The organism is Sporomusa sp. KB1, from assembly GCF_007830295.1.
Classification (GTDB): Bacteria; Bacillota; Negativicutes; order Sporomusales; family Sporomusaceae; genus Sporomusa.
Window position 1 is genome coordinate 2,822,569 of the sequence record NZ_VLKC01000002.1, and the last position, 17,531, is coordinate 2,840,099.

At 43.5% G+C, this 17,531-nt stretch carries 17 protein-coding genes, 1 riboswitch and 2 other annotated features (1 of these 20 running past the window's edge); of the genes, 15 read left to right on the forward strand and 2 right to left on the reverse strand.

What is annotated here, in order from left to right; all coding sequences use genetic code 11:
• Positions 1–652 precede the first annotated feature (652 nt).
• Positions 653–1,663 carry an adenosylcobinamide-phosphate synthase CbiB gene (cbiB, locus tag SALPA_RS16730; RefSeq protein WP_145096469.1) on the reverse strand — a complete coding sequence of 337 codons (1,011 nt, stop codon included), beginning with the start codon at positions 1,661–1,663 and terminating at the stop codon, positions 653–655.
• 168 nt (positions 1,664–1,831) lie between these two features.
• Here cbiB and SALPA_RS33280 point away from each other — a divergent pair, with 168 nt between their 5' ends.
• The 15 genes from SALPA_RS33280 to SALPA_RS16805 all read left to right on the forward strand — a co-directional run bounded on the left by SALPA_RS33280 (position 1,832) and on the right by SALPA_RS16805 (position 16,498).
• A complete protein-coding gene (locus SALPA_RS33280; RefSeq protein WP_222428025.1) occupies positions 1,832–2,047 on the forward strand; it encodes a transposase in 216 nt (71 codons plus the stop codon).
• Between the two features lie 275 nt (positions 2,048–2,322).
• A riboswitch (cobalamin riboswitch) is annotated at positions 2,323–2,505 on the forward strand.
• A gap of 257 nt (positions 2,506–2,762) precedes the next feature.
• A complete protein-coding gene (locus SALPA_RS16740) occupies positions 2,763–3,755 on the forward strand; it encodes an ABC transporter substrate-binding protein (protein WP_145096471.1) in 993 nt (330 codons plus the stop codon).
• Positions 3,756–3,896: 141 nt separating this feature from the next.
• Positions 3,897–5,003 (forward strand): adenosylcobinamide amidohydrolase, encoded by a 1,107-nt coding sequence (locus SALPA_RS16745; RefSeq protein WP_145096474.1) that lies wholly within the window; start codon positions 3,897–3,899, stop codon positions 5,001–5,003.
• Complete coding sequence (locus tag SALPA_RS16750; protein WP_145096476.1) at positions 5,000–5,635, forward strand: MotA/TolQ/ExbB proton channel family protein; 636 nt, start codon at positions 5,000–5,002, stop codon at positions 5,633–5,635. Before SALPA_RS16745 ends, SALPA_RS16750 begins: the two co-directional genes overlap by 4 nt.
• Entirely contained in the window at positions 5,622–6,032 is a 411-nt protein-coding gene (locus tag SALPA_RS16755; RefSeq protein ID WP_145096479.1) for a biopolymer transporter ExbD, read from the forward strand. Before SALPA_RS16750 ends, SALPA_RS16755 begins: the two co-directional genes overlap by 14 nt.
• Positions 6,032–6,748, forward strand: coding sequence for an energy transducer TonB (locus SALPA_RS16760; RefSeq protein ID WP_145096482.1), 717 nt, complete (start codon positions 6,032–6,034; stop codon positions 6,746–6,748). The genes SALPA_RS16755 and SALPA_RS16760 overlap by 1 nt, the downstream gene beginning before the upstream one ends.
• A 14-nt stretch (positions 6,749–6,762) precedes the next feature.
• Entirely contained in the window at positions 6,763–8,745 is a 1,983-nt protein-coding gene (locus SALPA_RS16765; RefSeq protein WP_145096485.1) for a TonB-dependent siderophore receptor, read from the forward strand.
• Positions 8,746–8,770: 25 nt separating this feature from the next.
• Entirely contained in the window at positions 8,771–9,814 is a 1,044-nt protein-coding gene (locus SALPA_RS16770; RefSeq protein WP_145096487.1) for an iron ABC transporter permease, read from the forward strand.
• The gene (locus SALPA_RS16775) at positions 9,811–11,073 is read left to right on the forward strand and encodes an ABC transporter ATP-binding protein (protein WP_145096490.1); all 1,263 of its coding nucleotides are present in this window, start codon (positions 9,811–9,813) and stop codon (positions 11,071–11,073) included. Before SALPA_RS16770 ends, SALPA_RS16775 begins: the two co-directional genes overlap by 4 nt.
• 44 nt (positions 11,074–11,117) lie before the next feature.
• Positions 11,118–11,651 (forward strand): cob(I)yrinic acid a,c-diamide adenosyltransferase, encoded by a 534-nt coding sequence (gene cobO, locus SALPA_RS16780; RefSeq protein ID WP_145096492.1) that lies wholly within the window; start codon positions 11,118–11,120, stop codon positions 11,649–11,651.
• 57 nt (positions 11,652–11,708) lie between these two features.
• Positions 11,709–12,674: a TIM barrel protein gene (locus SALPA_RS16785; protein WP_145096495.1), complete on the forward strand. Its 966-nt coding sequence runs from the start codon at positions 11,709–11,711 to the stop codon at positions 12,672–12,674.
• A gap of 259 nt (positions 12,675–12,933) precedes the next feature.
• Positions 12,934–13,344: an ATP-binding protein gene (locus SALPA_RS16790; protein ID WP_222428026.1), complete on the forward strand. Its 411-nt coding sequence runs from the start codon at positions 12,934–12,936 to the stop codon at positions 13,342–13,344.
• The gene (locus SALPA_RS16795) at positions 13,334–13,636 is read left to right on the forward strand and encodes an STAS domain-containing protein (protein ID WP_145096501.1); all 303 of its coding nucleotides are present in this window, start codon (positions 13,334–13,336) and stop codon (positions 13,634–13,636) included. Before SALPA_RS16790 ends, SALPA_RS16795 begins: the two co-directional genes overlap by 11 nt.
• A gap of 24 nt (positions 13,637–13,660) precedes the next feature.
• Complete coding sequence (locus tag SALPA_RS16800) at positions 13,661–14,722, forward strand: SpoIIE family protein phosphatase (protein ID WP_255451241.1); 1,062 nt, start codon at positions 13,661–13,663, stop codon at positions 14,720–14,722.
• A gap of 51 nt (positions 14,723–14,773) precedes the next feature.
• Positions 14,774–16,498: a methyl-accepting chemotaxis protein gene (locus tag SALPA_RS16805; RefSeq protein ID WP_370516710.1), complete on the forward strand. Its 1,725-nt coding sequence runs from the start codon at positions 14,774–14,776 to the stop codon at positions 16,496–16,498.
• 170 nt (positions 16,499–16,668) lie between these two features.
• On the opposite strand, the gene SALPA_RS30500 is transcribed toward SALPA_RS16805, so the two are convergent.
• On the reverse strand, positions 16,669–16,848 hold the full coding sequence (locus SALPA_RS30500) for a hypothetical protein (protein ID WP_222428027.1): 180 nt from the start codon (positions 16,846–16,848) through the stop codon (positions 16,669–16,671).
• Between the two features lie 72 nt (positions 16,849–16,920).
• Positions 16,921–17,474 (forward strand) — a sequence feature (16S ribosomal RNA rRNA prediction is too short).
• A 28-nt stretch (positions 17,475–17,502) separates the two neighbouring features.
• Positions 17,503–17,531: a sequence feature (23S ribosomal RNA rRNA prediction is too short), on the forward strand; it runs 298 nt beyond the window's last position.

Below are 17,531 nucleotides of genomic sequence, written 5' to 3' on the forward strand. Positions count from 1 at the left end.
GCGCTCCTTGGTTAGCCGGTCTCAAATTAAAATCTGATGCTCTTAACTGTTTTGTAAAACAATCAACCTTTTCGGTGATCAGCTCGTGGAACAGTTCACCATGTCCTTTGCCTCCTATTACTTCTACATGCGAACCATATTTTAAGTATATAGGTCCTCAGATAACAAGCATGTTTATCAGTCTAGCCGAAGTTATATTCTAAACCGAATGAAATATAATATCATCTTTCTTCTTAGGACAGCCAATTCTACACGGGGAAAAATCATTGCTCAATTACTGGAAGAGGCTGTCCGTGTACGATCCATTGTCCGACCCAACAGAAAATTTGGCAGATACCGAAAAAACACTCGAAGAAGGTACTATATACACATGAAAAGTTGTATTTGACTTTTTATCTTTAATCTTAGGAAGATTAAGGCTATTTCTTTTTCATAATTGCGATAGCCTTGTTTGTGTTGGAATTCTTTTTTCGTTTGTCTAAAAATACCCCTTTTAATAAGGGGTATTTTTAGACAAACATCCTTAAGTTGACGACATTGCTAGCTTAGCTGGTGGTTTAGGCATTTAATGACAACGCATGCAACTACTTGGTTCAAATAAGCCCTCGCCTCTACTGGGCGAAAATAGTCAATTAGAACAATTTAAAAACAACTATATAGTGTTATAAAACACTAATATTCCTAAGCTAAATATAAGAAATAAAAATGTGGCTATATGCATTAGTTTAATTGCTTTGCGTATATCAGATAACTCTACTTCTTTCACTAACTCGCCTATAGTTTGTTTTTTAACTATTTTACCAAAGTGAGGGTAGGGACCTCCTAACCTAATTCCAAGAGCTCCTGCTACCGCTGCTTCAGGATATGCGCTATTGGGACTTTTATGATTTTTTCTATCTCTTATCATTATAGAGAAGCTTTTTAAAAAACCCATCCCACAAAAAAAGGAACTCAAAGGAATTAGAATTCCTGATAATCTCGCAGGTATATAGTTTGTGACATCATCTATTTTTGCAGAAAATTTTCCAAAGTTTATATATTTCTCATTCATATGGCCTACCATAGAATCCAATGTGCTAGCCGCTTTAAAAGCATAAGCTAAAGGAGCACTTATTCCCCAAAATGATCCTACGATTGCATAAAACAAAGGTGATATAACACCATCGACAGTATTTTCTGAAATACATTCAATAACTCCAAGCATTATTTCCTTTTTACTTAAGTCTTTTGTATCTCTATTGAGAAGCATTACGAGCTGCTTTTTCGCTGCAAGCATATTCTCGTTTTTCAACATAATATATATCTTCATGGCTTCATCGGCAAGACACTTTACTGCCATAGAAGAATATATAAAATAAACATTTATGATGTGAAATAAAACCATGCTTATTGATGCAGCTATTTTTAGAATTGAAAAAACAATTATAAAAGTTACAAATACAACAAATGTTGTCAAAATAAATCCAGCAAGCCTTTCTATTTTCACTATATTAACATTTCCAATTTTATTACAATAAATTTCTATTAAGCTTCTCAAAAATTGTTCCAACCTTATTATCAGCCAACCTATAGCTCTAACTGGATGAGGTAGCCAATAAGGATCTCCAATAATTAAGTCAAGTAAGTATGCCAAAACAATGTCAAAAATCAAATCTAAAGACATAAACCCTCCAAATTTAGACCATCGAAGCCTTTAAGCAGGTATGGCAAAGATTAAAACAATAATAGGTATGTTATATAAATTACCATTTTATAATTTTTTTGTCAATAATGTTATTAACTACCTTTAATTAGTTTTTTGAAAAACAAAACTCATTTCTGATATAATGAAGTGGAATTTACCACGGATCTTTATAAAACGGCTCGTCAGATTTTGCAAGTTTATGAAATACGTCCTGAAATTGAAGAAGATTTTCGCCAACTCAAAGACTTCTGGAAATTGAAAGATTTCAAAAGTACGAAATTCAACTACATTACGTTTTACATCGTGATGACATTGCTGGGATACCTATACTTCCAAGTCTTTAAAAACATAGATGAAGGATAGAAATACAGAGGAAAATCGCTGCCAGTTGTATTGAAAAATTATAAAGAGAAGAAGACTCAATCCGTCATTATCTACGCTGGACAATATTTTGGTGTATTTCCATTTTTGGAATTCATGCAGCTATATGCTGGATGTAGCCCTGCGATACGCAAACTTCTTGATCAAATCTTAGGTCAAGTATAGCAATGTTTACGGTTAAATTCCAAAAGACTAATTGAAGCTCAGTAAGGTAAACCTTGACAACTATTTTGACTGAGGTATATACTAATACTGAAAACAGAATATTCGAGGTAGGTGCCCAATTGGGCTTAATAGGGAAGACCGGTGAAAAGCCGGCGCGGTCCCGCCACTGTAACGGGGAGCAAGTTTAAGTTATGCCACTGGGATGGATTTCCTGGGAAGGTTTAAGCAAGCAATGATCCGAAGTCAGGAGAACTGCCTGTCTGACAATCACCGTTTATTACCCACGAGGTTTGGGGAGGGGATTACAGTAGGCGTTTTTGTGGCGCACTAGTTGATTCGCTCCTGGTTTTATATACCAGGAGCTTTTTATTAGCTTGCTGTTAGTACTCCCGACTGTAACCGGTCGGGAGTTTTGCTATTTGCATCTGTTTTCTTAATCAGCAGTGAATAAAAATAACACCGGTTGCTCTATTATGGCTATAAAGATGCTGCACAGCAGCGGCTGAGGAGACAACCCGTAGGAGATGATGCTATGACATTTGTAAATCCAGCTAAACGACCATTCCTCCACTGGAGCATGCTCGTGGTTTTAGGACTGCTGCTGCTATTCGCCGGTGGCTGTACCGAAAAGAATAATAGTAGTTCGCCCTATGGCAAAAGTACAGCTGGTTCTGGTGGCTACGAAGTGGTCGATAGTACTGGTTATGTATTGCAACTTCCACAAAAGCCCCGGAAGATTGTGTCGCTATCGATTAGCACTGATGAAATTCTTATGGCTCTGGTAGCCCCAGAGCGTATTGCGGCTCTGACGCATTGGTCTGGTGACAGCGGGGTATCCAATATTGTTGAACAAGCCAAAATTGTTCCTAAGAAAGTACAGGCCAATGCCGAAAGTGTTATTGCGCTGCAGCCAGACCTTGTCATTATTCCCGACTGGCTGCCGCCGGCGTTACCCCAAACACTCAGGGAAGTAGGTATTCCGGTCTATGTCAATAAAACAGCAGCCACCGTTGATGAAGTCAAACAATCTATTGCTACAATCGCTCAGGTTGTTGGTGAAGCGCAGGCCGGTGAACGGTTGGTAGCCGAGATGGAAAACCAACTGGCACAAATTAATGAGCAAGTGCGGCAGATTCCGGCAGGAAGCCAGCAGGTAGCCATCCGGTTTTCAACGATGGGTGACAACGGCGGCAAAGGCAGTACCTTTGAAGATATTTGTCGTCAGGCAGGGGTAATTGAAGGGGCGGCATTGGCCGGACTGAGCCGTGAGGACGTAATGTCCAAAGAACAAATTGTCAGTGTTAATCCAGATGTAATTTTGCTGCCTGTCTGGGATTATAGCGGCAAAACCGATATGAAGAAGTTTGCTGAGGATATACAGAATGACCCAGCCTTGCAGTCGGTCAAAGCCATTCGCAATAAAAAAATGATTGTCGTGCCTGACAGACACTTAACTGCTACCTCACAGTACATTGTACTTGGGGTGCAGGACGTAGCCCGGGCTGTTTATCCACAGTATTTTTAGGTCGAAAAAGTGAGCTTGTTTCAGCATAGCTGAAACATCGGCGGGTTCAGGTGGGGACTCTACCCCACCTGAACAAACGCCGCCTGCAGAGGCGGGAGGCTTAACTCGTCGCAAAAGATAAAGAGTACGAGGAGCAGTATCATGAAAATTTGTACCTTAGCTACTGGCGATCATGTTTACCGTTATTATAAAAGTATTGTCATTTTATTTGAGCAGCCACGCAAGGTAATCAGTACGGCTATTGTCAATGGCGGTTACCGGGAAGATTTGACAGCTGTGTTTAATAATGACTGTAATCCAGGGGCGGGGATGGCCTGCACTCTGCGTGCACCCACCTACCAGGAACATATAAAGCTCATTACTGAGGAAATTGGGCTTGACCCGCTGGCAACGGCCGGGATGGAGACGGCAGCCTCGATGCAGAATGTGGCTATCCATACAGAGCGCTATGAAACTCTGACGGTAACCGCCATTGTCACTGGTGGGATTGAGGTCAATGGTGGACGTGTTGGCGATCCGGCAGACTACTATCAGCCTATTGATAAAGGTACAGTGGAGAAACCTGGCACGATCAATATTATCCTGATTATTGACGCTGATTTGCCACCAGGCATTGTAAGCAGGGCCCTGGTTACCTGTACCGAAGCCAAGACAGCTGCCTTGCAGGAACTTATGGCAGGCAGTAATTACTCGACAGGCTTGGCTACCGGTTCGGGTACTGATCAGACGATTGTCATTGCTAATCCTGCTTCGCCGTTGCACCTAGAGTGTGCAGGCAAGCATTCGAAGCTGGGAGAACTAATTGGCCGGACAGTAATGCCGGCAGTCAAGGAAGCTGTATTTAAGCAGACCGGGTTGTCGCCAGAGCAGCAGCACAGCATGCTGCGCCGATTTAAACGCTATGGATTAGCGGAAGAAGAACTGTGGCAGGCTTATGCAGACAATACGGACAAAGCTGTGATCAAACCCAAGTTTTTACACGAGCTATATCAGCTAGACAGTGATAATTGCTTAGTGACTTATAGTGCTCTGTATGTACATCTTCTGGACGAACTGCAGTGGGAACTATTATCTGGTAGAGAAGTGCAGCAGGCAGGCAATGAACTGCTGACGGCAGTCGCTGCTAAATACGGTGTGGCGGCACCTGTGATTGCCGATACAAGCATGGTATCTTGCCTGAAAGCCTGGCAGGCATTGCTGCTGAGCATTATCACAAATACTATACATAAAACGGAGGAAGAAAAATGAGTATTATAGCAGAATCCTTTGGCATTTTTCATAAAGGCGGCCCGGTTATGTATTTGATTGCGGCCTGTTCCTTACTGGTAGTGGCCATCGGGGTGGAACGGTTTTTATATTATAAAAAGATGAATACCAATATGTGCAAGTTTACCGAACAGCTGACGCCATTGCTGGAACAGGCTGAGTGGGCGGCAGCCTATGAATTATGCCGGCAGACCCAAGGTATTGCAGCTGTTGTTGCAGCTAAGGGTATTGGTTATGTTCAGCGTAGCTGTGCCAATATCGAAAGTGTACTGGAAGGAGAGGCGGCGTTGGCTGTTGCCGGTCTGCGAACCAATCTAAGCCATTTAGACACCATTGTTACCATAGCGCCGCTCTTGGGCCTCTTGGGAACGGTTGTTGGCATGATTGGTTCTTTCAGTATCATGAATATCAAAGCCGGTCAACCTCAAGCCATTACGGGTGGGGTCGGGGAAGCGCTTATTGCTACTGCCTCCGGCTTGTGTGTAGCTACCTTAGCTATGATTGTATATAGTTATTTCAACCACCGGCTTGATAAACTGATCACCCAGATTGAACAGACTTGCCTATTGCTGATAGGGCATATCAAACAGGAGAAACGTCATGAAATTGCGTAATCTGCGTACTGAGCGCCAGCCTAAGCTGATGATTATTCCCATGATTGATATTATCTTTTTTTTGCTGGTGTTTTTTATTATGAGTACTCTCTATATGGTTGATCAGCAGACCATACCTGTTAATTTGCCACAAGCTGCCTCAGCGCAAAGTGACAAACCACGCAGTGTGGCGATTGCGGTTACTAAAGAGGGACGAATTTTATTTGAACAGGAAGATGTACCACTGGAATTGCTGAAAAAGCGGGTACAGTTGGAAATGAGTAAGCAGAGCGACCTGGTTTTTATCCTGCGTTCTGATAAAGCGGCTGAATATGGCAAAGTGGTAGCTGTCCTTGATGAATTGAAATTAGCGGGGGCCCAGCGGGTGGCTATCGCGACGGAAAGGAAGGATAAGTAATGGATTGGGCGGCAGGTTCGCGTTGGCGCAAAGCTACGGTTATCTCTGCGCTTGTACACAGCATTGTGCTTTCCGGTGTCGGTTACTTCGCCGGTACAGCTGTACTGCCAGCTCCCATACCGGAGACACTGATTGAACTGGAGCTAGCCAGTGATGAGCAGGCAGGCCTACCAGGCCTACCCATGACAGATGCACCGGCGGTAGCGCCGCCCAGCCAGGAGGTCGTCCCGCAGCTACCGCAAACCACACCTGCAGCTGAAACGGTAGCACAAGAGGCGATAGTGGCTGTTAGTGCGCTGGCGGTAGTAGCTGTTGACAGTGGGACTGGTACGCCGGCTGGTGCGACTGCAACTGGTGCTATCGGTGCTGGCGAGCCGGGTGCCGGCATTGCTGGCGGTAATTTAGGTTCAGGGGAAAGTACGGGCACAGCCAGAGAAGTCATTCCTCCTGGAATATTGTCACGCCGGGAACCGAATTATCCGGAGAAAGCACGCCAGGCAGGCATTGAAGGCACTGTAGTACTCAATATTGAAATTTTGGAAAATGGTCATGCCGGACAGGTTAGTATCTATCAATCAAGTGGTTCAGAGCTGTTGGATGATGCTGCTGCGGCTGCAGTGCAGCGCTGGCGGTTTGTACCAGCCAAAGTGCGGGGAACCAATCAAAGTATTGCCTGTCAAACTACCTTACCGGTGGCATTTAGGTTGAAAGCATAAAATAGGAGTGAATAATGGTGAAAAAAAAGAAGTCTGCAAGTACAAGCAAAGCATGGCTATGGGCTATGGTGACAAGCGCATTGCTAGTTCAGGTACCGGGTGTTTCATTGGCGGAAGAGGCAGATAAGCAAGACCAGTTTTCGTTTGATGAAGTGGTAATAACGGCTAACCGGGTGCCAACAGCAGCAACGAAAACAGCTGCAAATGTTGCGGTTGTTTCCAAAGAGCAGATTGAAAAAGGGGCTTTCGCCAACTTGGGAGATGTGCTTCGAGACGTTAATGGAGTGATTGTTACCACTAAAGGTTTTGCTGGTGCCAATCAGACAATTCGATTAAACGGCGATGACCGGGTGCTGGTTATGATTGACGGACGCAGGATTAGTCAGCCCCAGGGCGTCATTGGCAGCCGGGCCGGTATTGATCTAAACTCAATTATTTCTCTGGATAATATTGAACGTATTGAAATTGTAAAAGGCGGTGCCTCTGCCCTATATGGCTCTGACGCTGTCGGCGGGGTAGTTAATATTATTACCCGCAAAGGCGCAGAAGCGAAAACCACAATGGACCTTTCTGTCGGTTCCTGGGGCAAACGCAATTATGGGTTTAGTACCCAGGGCAGTGAAAACGGATTTAGCTGGTATATTACCGCCAACAAAAAGGAACAGGATTATACGAAATACAATGTGTTAAATCCAGCCTTAACGTCAGGCAGTAGTAAAGGTGACAGCTATCGGTGGCCTAATAGCAAATATGAGGGACAGGGCTTTACCATGCGGTTAGATAAAACAATTGATGATAATCGTTCGGTTACCTTTAACTTTGAACATTGGAATGATGAAGGCGGACAACCATTTGGGGTAAGTTACCCAAGTCTGGGATCGCTCAATCAATTGACAAAATTATCAAACAACTGGGCGCTAACCTATGATTTTAATAAACAAAAAGACGTGCCGGGTTTTGCCCGTATCTATGCTAACTATGCGGATCAAGGCTTTTACGGTACCTATAAAAGCAGAACACAAGGCTTTGCCTACCAAACAGGCTGGCAATTAGGTGACAAACATAAACTGATTACCGGCCTTGACTGGGAAAAGGGTGAAGTCCTGGAAAGTACATATCACGATGAATATTATGATATTGTAAACTACAAAAATAAATCGGTTACTAATACGGCATTTTACTTACAAGATATTTTTACAGTAACAGACAAATGGACGATGACACCAGGCGTGCGCTATGACCATCACAGCAAATTTGGCGGACAAACCACGCCGAAAGTGAATATAAATTATAGTGCTGATTCATCTACTGATATTTACTTATCCTACAATAAAGTATTTAAGGCCCCTAATTTGGATGACCTGTATTACGATCTGGAATATTATGGAACGTCAACGAAAGGGAATCCTAATCTTAAACCGGAAAAAGGACATGTACTTAGTGTCGGGGTGAATAAAAAACTTAATAATAATACATCAGTAACGGCCAACTGCTTTAGTAGCAAGCTTACAGACGCCATTGAGTGGGATTATGACAACAATTATAATGCGTGGGCACGTAATATCGCGAAACAAAAGAAACGTGGCTTTGAACTTGATATTCATCACAAGCTTTCTGAACATTATTATAGTGAAGTTGGTTATTCCTACGTGCATACGGAAAACAATCAAAATAATGCCGGTTATGTAGTTGAAGACAAAAACAGCCAACCAAACGGGTATCGTGTGAAAGTAGGTTATACTGATACGAAGTGGGATGTGAATGTCAATGGTCTGAGTGCAACTGGACTAAGTCGCAATCGATTTATTGACAGCAGTTACTGGGTCTGGAATCTGGCGGCCAACTATAAAATGACGCCGGCTGCCAGTGTCTACTTAAATGTTTACAATTTAGGAGACAAGGCCTATGAACTCACTTCCAGTGGAACCGGAAGTGGCCGGGGTAACTATCCCATGGCGTCTCGTAACTTCCAGCTAGGCATTAAGTATTCTTTCTAAATCATGAACAGAAGGACTAGATGATATGATAGGCAGGGTAAGAAATAAAGCTATGTTGTTTAGTGGGCTGGGTGTGCTGCTGCTGCTGATACTCGTATGCTCGCTAGCTTGGGGTCAGGTAACCGTACCTATCAGTGCCACGCTGACAGTTATTGGTCAACAATTACACCTGCCTGGCATGCAAGGCAGCGATATTAATCAGGAATATACATCTGTTATCTGGCATATTCGTATGCCGCGCACGCTGGTAGGGCTGTTGGCGGGTGCGGCACTTGCGGTGTCAGGAGCAGTTATGCAAGGAGTATTTGGCAACTCGCTGGCCGATCCAGGCATTATCGGTGTGTCAAGCGGTGCGGCATTAGGAGCCGTTATTGCCATTGCTTTAGGTTTGACAGCTAAAGGGATTTTTTACCTACCATTTTTTGCGTTACTGGGTGCGCTGTTGGCAGTGGGAGTGACGGTTACGTTAGCTATGCGTGATGGCAAAATCCCGGTAATGGTGCTTCTCTTGGCTGGTGTTGCCATAAGTATGCTAATGGGCGCTTTGACCTCCGGGATATTGACCTTTATAAATGAGTACCGGCTGCGAGAATTTTTATTTTGGACGGTGGGCGGACTGGATTACCGCCGCTGGGAACATGTTTATCTGGCTGCTGGTCCAATCATTATTGGTATTCTTATTTTGTTTTTATTAGCCAGACATCTCAATATTCTAGTTTTAGGAGACCAGGAAGCACGTTCGGTAGGCGTTCCAGTGGCCCTCTTGCGCCTAGTGTTGTTGTTTGTTTCAGCTGTGACAACCGCAACTGCCGTATGTGTTAGCGGTACAATTGGCTTTGTGGGCTTGGTTGTACCCCACATTATGCGTCTTTTGCTAGGGCCGGAGCATCGCACCTTGTTGCCAGCCTGCGCTTTGGCCGGAGGGGTATTTCTAGTGGCCTGTGATACACTGGGACGACTGTTAATGCCACCGTCTGAGATTCGGGTTGGTATTATGACAGCATTACTGGGTGCACCTTACTTTTTGTATCTGCTGCGTAAAGCGCAGAAAGGAGGCGGGCTGTCATGAATGCAACCAGTCCAATTGCTTTAGCTGCTAGTAATGTAGGGGTTACTATTGGTGATAAAGCTATTTTGCGGGATATTTCTTTCGCGGCTAATTCAGGCGAATTTGTTGGCATTATCGGACCGAATGGCGCCGGGAAAAGTACACTGCTCAGAGGCCTCCGCGGCATAGGAGCTATTACCTCCGGGACTGTTCAGGTTTTTGGGCAGCCGCTGCATACTATGGGTGACAAACAACTGGCGCGTAGTATTGCTTATATGCAGCAGGACGTAAATGTTGGTTTTGGTTTTAATGCCTTGGAAGTGGTGTTGGCCGGGCGCTACCCGTATTTGAAATGGTGGCAGAATGAGCAGAGCGAGGATTATGAAATTGCCCGGAAATATATGGCTTTCACCGGTGTTGAGGCCTTGGCTGAGAAATCGGTGCAGCAGGTTTCAGGCGGGGAACGGCAGCGGATTCTTCTGGCAAAGGTATTGGCACAGGAAACACCGCTCATCTTTCTTGATGAACCGACAGCCAGTTTGGATTTGGGGTATCAGGAAGAAATTTTTCGGCATTGCCAGGTCATGTGCCGAGAGGGCAAGACGGTGCTGATTATTGCCCATGATATCAAACTGGCTGCTAAGTTTTGTACGCGTTTGATTTTATTGGCTGGTGGCACCATACTTGCTGATGGAAGACCGGAAGAAGTCATCACAGCTCAAAATCTGGAAAAGGCCTATGGTTTACATTCCGATGTTTTCATTAATAAAGTGACAGGTAATTTGGATATTCACACCTATGAGGCGGCCGGGACTACTACACAGCAGCCGTCTGTCCACGTGATTGGCGGCGGCGGTTCTGCCGGAAATATTCTGCGGCTGCTGCACGAAAGGTCTTATAATTTGAGCGGCGGTGTTTTTCAACATGGCGATAGTGATGCAGATGTAGCTATGGCATTTGGCATACAGGCGATAGTTAGTCAGCCCTTTTGTATTATTGATAAGGTACAGGCAAGGGAGAACAGAGAAAAGATGCTTGCCGCCGATGTTACAGTGTTAAGTAATCTATATTATGGACACCAAAATTTGGATAATCTCGAGGCGGCGTTTGTTGCCAAAAAAGTTATTATTATTGAAGATACAGCTATTGAGGAACGCGATTTTACTGGTGGTAAAGCAACCAGGTTATATCGTAAATTGTGTACGCTGCCGCAGGTAACTGTGCTAAGCTCAGTACAGTTTGCCGAGCAGGTAGTGACAGGCGAAATTTTTAATTCATAGTATGGTAATAAGAATTTTTACAGTAAAGGAAAGGGGAGGATAGTATGCCAGAAACCAAAGGCTTGATAATTGTAAACACGGGAAATGGCAAGGGAAAAACAACTGCTGCCTTAGGGCAGGGACTGCGGGCATGGGGTCAGGGACTGAAGGTACTGGTTTTACAATTTATCAAAGGAAACTGGAAATATGGTGAATTACAGGCTGCTGAGAGAATGGGGGCTGACTTTGTAATCCGTCAGCTAGGTGAAGGTTTTGTGAGTAATGCCACCGGGGATGACAGAGCTGATCACCAGGCGGCTGCTGAAAAAGCACTCCAGGATGCGAGAACGGAAATTATGTCGGGAAAGTGGGATATGATTATTCTTGATGAGATTAACTATGCTGTTAAATTTGGACTGGTTTCTGGGGAAGCGGTAGTTGAACTGCTAGCGATGAAACCTCCTTTACTGCATCTTGTGCTTACCGGACGCGACGCATGTCAGGAAATCATTGATAAAGCTGATTTAGTAACTGAAATGAAGGAAATCAAACATCCCTATAAAAAAGGGATAAAAGCGCAAAAAGGGATAGAATTCTAAGAAGAGCATTAGTATGCTACCGAGGGTGATTAAAAAATAGCTGAATGAGGATACACTATGTTGCAGCTTGTAAATATATCAAATTATTGTTGTGATAATGATCTTATAAACAACGATCCTGCGCGCTTACAAGGACTTTTGGAACGGCATAACTTAGATGGTGTCGAAATGATGTTTTGCGGACCTTGGGACGCGCACCTTCACAGAGCAGAATGGATACAAGGGTGCCATCTGCGTTTCTGGCCTTGGTGGCTGGATTTTTGGCGTGGCGATCAGGATGCATTGCTCAGGCAGTTTGGTAGTCAAGCAGGCATTGATGAGTGTTATGGAGGATCAACCCGTGAAGCTTGGCTTGCTGTTTATCGTAATAATATCCGGACTGCCACAGAGGCCGGAGTAAAGTATCTTGTGTTTCATGTTAGCCATGCGAGGGTACCTGAGTTATTCAACTGGCAGTTTAGTGCTAGCTGTCAAGAGGTAATTGAAGCCACAATTGAGGTAGCTAACGCATTGGCGCCAGAAATTCCGCAGGATATAACCCTATTATTTGAGAATCTATGGTGGCCAGGGCTAACACTTAGAGACAAAGAAGTAACCGCCATGCTGCTTGATAACGTCATCCATCGTAATAGTGGTATCATGCTGGATACCGGACATCTAATGAACACGAATCCGGAATTACGAACAGAGGCTGAAGGGGTTAACTATATTCTAAATACCTTGGAAAATCTAGGCAGTTATGCGCATTATGTCAAAGGGATTCACTTGCACAAATCGTTATCCGGAAAATATCTTCGCGCCAGTCAAAGTTCCCGGAAGTTTAAAGCAGAGTACAGCATGGAAGAAGTTATGAATCATGTACTTAAGATTGATGAACACAGGCCATTTACCACTTCTGTCGCACAAAGTATCATTGATTATGTACAGCCTGAATTTCTTGTGCATGAGTTTATGTACAAAAATATGACTGACTGGGAAAAAAAACTAGGTCAGCAGCAAAAAACGCTTACTGTCAACAAATAATGATATAAAAAAATGAATTTATGTAATAAATTGCAGGATTTTACTATTTGTTGGGTTGCAGTTTTTTATTAACAAAGTTATACTAATAATCAATAGCATAGAATTTGGTAATATTAGCAATAGTTAAGTAATGTTAGCAATAATTGAAGTTGCATGTATAACAGTGGCATGAAACTGCAAAAGAGATTTTGTTGGTTCATGCCACTGTTATAGTTGAAATACGATGCATGAGGTGAGAAGTATGTATTGTTTTTCTACAGTGAAAGAATTTTCGGAATTACGGGAAGCTGTGCGAGAAAAACTGACCGAAATGCGGGTTGCAGGAGTTGACCCTTTCTTTGTCGCTATCAATGAGGCTGTGAATAATGCTATTTTTCATGGTAATAAGCAAGATGAAACTAAAAAAGTACAATTAACCATAACGAATTGGCCAGGGGAAGTCAGAGTCATTATTCGCGACGAAGGTCAGGGGTTTGCAACAGCAGAGGCAAAGCAAGAGGAAGGTTTGCAGGAAAGCGGACGGGGCATTGAAATTATCAGGCACTGCGTGGATCAGTATTATTTTTCTTCAGAACCTAGCGAAATGGTTTTAATTAAAAAAGTTGCTAGTTCTCCAATGAGACCTGAATCCGAAATTATAGAAAAGGGGCGTTTAGCGAATGCAAATTGATACCAGCATTGTCAATAACCAAGTTATTGTTGATTTGTCCGGCGGATTGTATGTTGAGGGAGCAGAGCTTCTGAGGGAAAAACTTATAAAATATATGGAAATGGGGCAAAAGCACTTTCTGGTAAAAATGCATAAAGTTGACTACATTGACAGCTCCGGACTTGGTGTATTGGTTTCCATCCATAAGCGGACACAGCAATGTAACGGCAGCCTGGTGATTACCGGTACAACCGGCTTTGTCAAAGAATTATTTGAATTAACCCGCTTGAATAAAGTATTTGATATGCAGTGACCAAAGTTGCAAGGGGATGTAGGAATGAGTGCTATTATGCAAAGCACCGTTGGTCAGGAAATGTGTGAGTATTGCCAACGGTTTGATCTATTGGACATGATCAATGACGCCGTGCTTTTATTGGATGCCAAAACCAATGATGTATTATTTATGAATCAAAAGGCATTGCATATGTATCGGTATGAGCAACAGGAAATTGAAAATCTGGCAATTGTCGATTTGAGCCATGAGTCGCGGGAAACCGCATGTGAAAAAATGGAAATGGTGGTTGAACGGGCAAAGCGGGGCTATATTTTTATGGCAAATCATATAAAGAAAGATGGAACACTATTCAAGGTGGAGATTAGTGCCCGTTGTTTGGTTATGCATGGGAAGTCTGTCATTGCTGCGCTGGTTAGGGATGCAACTGGTGACGGTAAAGTGAGGCAGGAGTTAGAAATTGCTGGAAAAATTCAGCGATTGCTCTTACCGGAGGAGTTTGAAACCGCACAGTTTTCTATGCGGACTATTTACCAGCCGTTACATGGCTTGAGCGGTGACTTATATGACGTTCAATATAATGAGGACAATCAAACTCTGTTTGGAATTATTCTTGACGTGATGGGGCATGGCATTGCTGCAACCAGTCAGGGCGGTATTTTGCGTTATCTTTTTCGCCAGGCGGCTGAGAAACATATAGCTGTCAGTGACAAATTAGCTTGGATTAACAATGAAGTTATGCCATTTTTTAGCTGTGGTGGTTTTGCCGCAGCCTTGTTGTTTGAGTTTGATTTCAAAAGCAAGATATTGACGTATTCTTCTGCTGGGATAAGCTATTTTCTTTGTTTAAACAGCAAGGGAGTAACCGTGATAAAGAGTCCGGGTTTGTTTTTAGGCATTAATGAAAAAGAAGCTTATGACGAGTGCGTGATGACTTTTCAGTCAGGCGACAGTTTTTTCTTCTTGACTGATGGTCTCTTTGAAATGCTGGCGCAGCCTATTGATAAATTGCATACTTTTGATACTTTGTACGAACAATGTAAAAATTTGCCAATTAGCAAAGCGATTAAGGATGATGCCTCCGGAGTGGGGATACTTGTGCATTAATTCATGGTTAATGTTGTGACAGATAATTTAGCGAATGGGAGAGTGAATATATTGAAAGCTAAATTAGGTTTTAAATTTGCAGTGAGTTTTGGTATTATCTTACTGCTGCTGATTATTATGACTATTACCTCTTTTGTCAATTTGCAAAGCGCAAAAGGAGAGTTAGTAAAAATTGATGAGGCTAATGCGAGGATGGCACTAGCTGATACTATTGCAGTGCAATATAAGAATACGATAGCTGCAATTCGTGGTTATGCTGCCTTTGGTGAAAACGTATACTTGGGACAAATGGATAATGGTTTTGATAAGCTTTTGACAGCGGAAAAAGAACTGCTGGCTATAGCTAGAGCGGACAAGCAGCAGGAAGTTCAGCTGCTAATTGATCAAACAAATCAGTATCGAGATATTATTGTAAAGGAATATCTGCCGGTAGCCAAGACTTATCATGCTGCCAAGGCGGCGGGAGACTTGGCGCTGGAACGAGAATCTGGGACAAAATTATATGGAATTACCAAGCGGTTGGCACCGTTAGCAGAATCAGTAACCGTAAAGGCCGATGGTATTGCTGAAAACAATGTAAATCTTGCGAAAAATTTGATTGATGATAGTATAAACAGGGCTGACAACGTTAATCGGTTTTCGATTGTGATCAGTCTGATTGTGATGATATTGGGACTGGTTATTGCGATAGTTTTAACGAATATGATCAGGAAACCTATACTTGCCCTCACTGCGATTACCAATCAATACGCTGCAGGAGATTTGCGGGATATTGTGGAACTCAAGTCTTCTGACGAAATTGGAGAATTGGGAAATTCCTTGCGTATTATGCATAATCATTTCGTTAGTATGATTACTAATATCCGTTCAGCATCAGGACAACTGGCTATGGCATCAGAACAAATGGCATCATCGACCGAGGAGGTCACAGCCACCGGAGAGTCGATTTCTCAAAGCATGCAGCACTTGTCTGGTGAGGCTGATACTGGTAATAGTTCTATGTTGGAAGCGTCTCAGGCGTTGGTGGAACTGTCCAGTCTTATTCAAATTGCTAAGAAAAAGGCCAATGATACTTGCAACAATTCAATAGAGACTTTGGCAGCAGCTGAAAATGGACGGACTAAAGTTACTGAATCAGTTAGCAAGATGGATAATATTACAGAGCAGACTAAACGATCCAGTCAGATAATAGGCGAATTGAATGATTACTCTCAGCAAATTTCTCAGATTATTGATACCATCACGGTGATTGCCAAACAGACTAATCTTTTGGCACTTAATGCCGCTATTGAAGCCGCCCGGGCCGGGGAGCACGGACGTGGATTTGCGGTGGTTGCGGAAGAGGTGCGCCAGTTGGCTGAACAGTCTAATCAGGGAGCACAGGAAATCACTGCATTAGTTGAGAAAGTTACAGAAAAAACACAACTAGCCGTGTTGGCTATGACACAAAATGTAACAGAAGTAGAAGGCGGTGTTATTACTGTTAATGAGGCAGGCCTGGCACTTGATAAAATCTTACAGGCAGTGAGGTTTATGGCTGACGAAGCTAAAGAAATTGGTAATATTACCTCAGAACAGGTAGCTAATTCAGACCAAATTGTGAACTTAATCAACGATCTTTCAAGTGTCATTGAAACGGTGGCTGCGCATACTGAAGAGGCGACAGCTTCCATTGAGGAGCAATCCTCAACAATGCAGACAATAGCAGCTGGTGCGGAAGAAACAAGTGCTATGGCAACCGAATTGAAAGAATCGGTGCAACACTTTTTGGTTTAAGCAATAAACGGGGCAATGAACGGCTGTATAATACTTTAAAGTGGCGCTTGACACTGGTGCTGCTTTAATGTATTATATGAAAGTCGCTTGCAGCAAATGAGGTTTATAATGAAGCATAAGCTTTTTATGACAATCGACAAAAATTACCAATAAAAGATATATTGACACAGTTAAAACCTTTGTGTTACTATATAAAAGTCGTCAGCAAACGACAACGGTCCCGGGAAAAACGTATTGTCATGATACGCCGGTGACAGCAGTACATCCATGTACGCGGTTCCCTGAAAACTGAACAGTGTAAGTAATGCATCATAAAAGCCAGATGTGCGGTTGTATGTCGCTTGCGACATACAAAACCAAAAACAATTTCTTAATTTGATTTATAGAGCCAACAAATGGCTTCAATAAAAATCTTTATTGGAGAGTTTGATCCTGGCTCAGGACGAACGCTGGCGGCGTGCCTAACACATGCAAGTCGAACGGGGAGTTACTTGTAACTCCTAGTGGCGAACGGGTGAGTAACGCGTAGACAACCTGCCTCTAAACTGGGGACAACACCGCGAAAGTGGTGCTAATACCGAATGTGGTATCTTGGTCGCATGACTGAGATAAGAAAGGTGGCCTCTGAATATGCTACCGATTAGAGATGGGTCTGCGTCTGATTAGCTAGTTGGTGAGGTAACGGCTCACCAAGGCGACGATCAGTAGCCGGTCTGAGAGGATGAACGGCCACACTGGGACTGAGACACGGCCCAGACTCCTACGGGAGGCAGCAGTGGGGAATCTTCCGCAATGGACGAAAGTCTGACGGAGCAACGCCGCGTGAGTGAAGAAGGTCTTCGGATTGTAAAGCTCTGTCGTTTGGGACGAACGTGGGATGTGTGAATAATGCATTCTAATGACGGTACCAAAGGAGGAAGCCACGGCTAACTACGTGCCAGCAGCCGCGGTAATACGTAGGTGGCAAGCGTTGTCCGGAATTATTGGGCGTAAAGGGCGTGTAGGTGGATTTTTAAGTCGTGTGTCTAAGTGC

Coding starts and splice junctions, on each gene's coding strand:
- SALPA_RS16740 (WP_145096471.1), top strand. CDS start 2,763: ATGACATTTGTAAATCCAGCTAAACGACCATTCCTCCACTGGAGCATG.
- SALPA_RS16765 (WP_145096485.1), top strand. CDS start 6,763: ATGGTGAAAAAAAAGAAGTCTGCAAGTACAAGCAAAGCATGGCTATGG.
- SALPA_RS16800 (WP_255451241.1), top strand. CDS start 13,661: ATGAGTGCTATTATGCAAAGCACCGTTGGTCAGGAAATGTGTGAGTAT.
- SALPA_RS16770 (WP_145096487.1), top strand. CDS start 8,771: ATGATAGGCAGGGTAAGAAATAAAGCTATGTTGTTTAGTGGGCTGGGT.
- SALPA_RS16795 (WP_145096501.1), top strand. CDS start 13,334: ATGCAAATTGATACCAGCATTGTCAATAACCAAGTTATTGTTGATTTG.
- SALPA_RS16760 (WP_145096482.1), top strand. CDS start 6,032: ATGGATTGGGCGGCAGGTTCGCGTTGGCGCAAAGCTACGGTTATCTCT.
- cbiB (WP_145096469.1), bottom strand. CDS start 1,663: ATGTCTTTAGATTTGATTTTTGACATTGTTTTGGCATACTTACTTGAC.
- SALPA_RS16755 (WP_145096479.1), top strand. CDS start 5,622: ATGAAATTGCGTAATCTGCGTACTGAGCGCCAGCCTAAGCTGATGATT.
- SALPA_RS16785 (WP_145096495.1), top strand. CDS start 11,709: ATGTTGCAGCTTGTAAATATATCAAATTATTGTTGTGATAATGATCTT.
- cobO (WP_145096492.1), top strand. CDS start 11,118: ATGCCAGAAACCAAAGGCTTGATAATTGTAAACACGGGAAATGGCAAG.
- SALPA_RS30500 (WP_222428027.1), bottom strand. CDS start 16,848: ATGTCGCAAGCGACATACAACCGCACATCTGGCTTTTATGATGCATTA.
- SALPA_RS16745 (WP_145096474.1), top strand. CDS start 3,897: ATGAAAATTTGTACCTTAGCTACTGGCGATCATGTTTACCGTTATTAT.
- SALPA_RS16750 (WP_145096476.1), top strand. CDS start 5,000: ATGAGTATTATAGCAGAATCCTTTGGCATTTTTCATAAAGGCGGCCCG.
- SALPA_RS16775 (WP_145096490.1), top strand. CDS start 9,811: ATGAATGCAACCAGTCCAATTGCTTTAGCTGCTAGTAATGTAGGGGTT.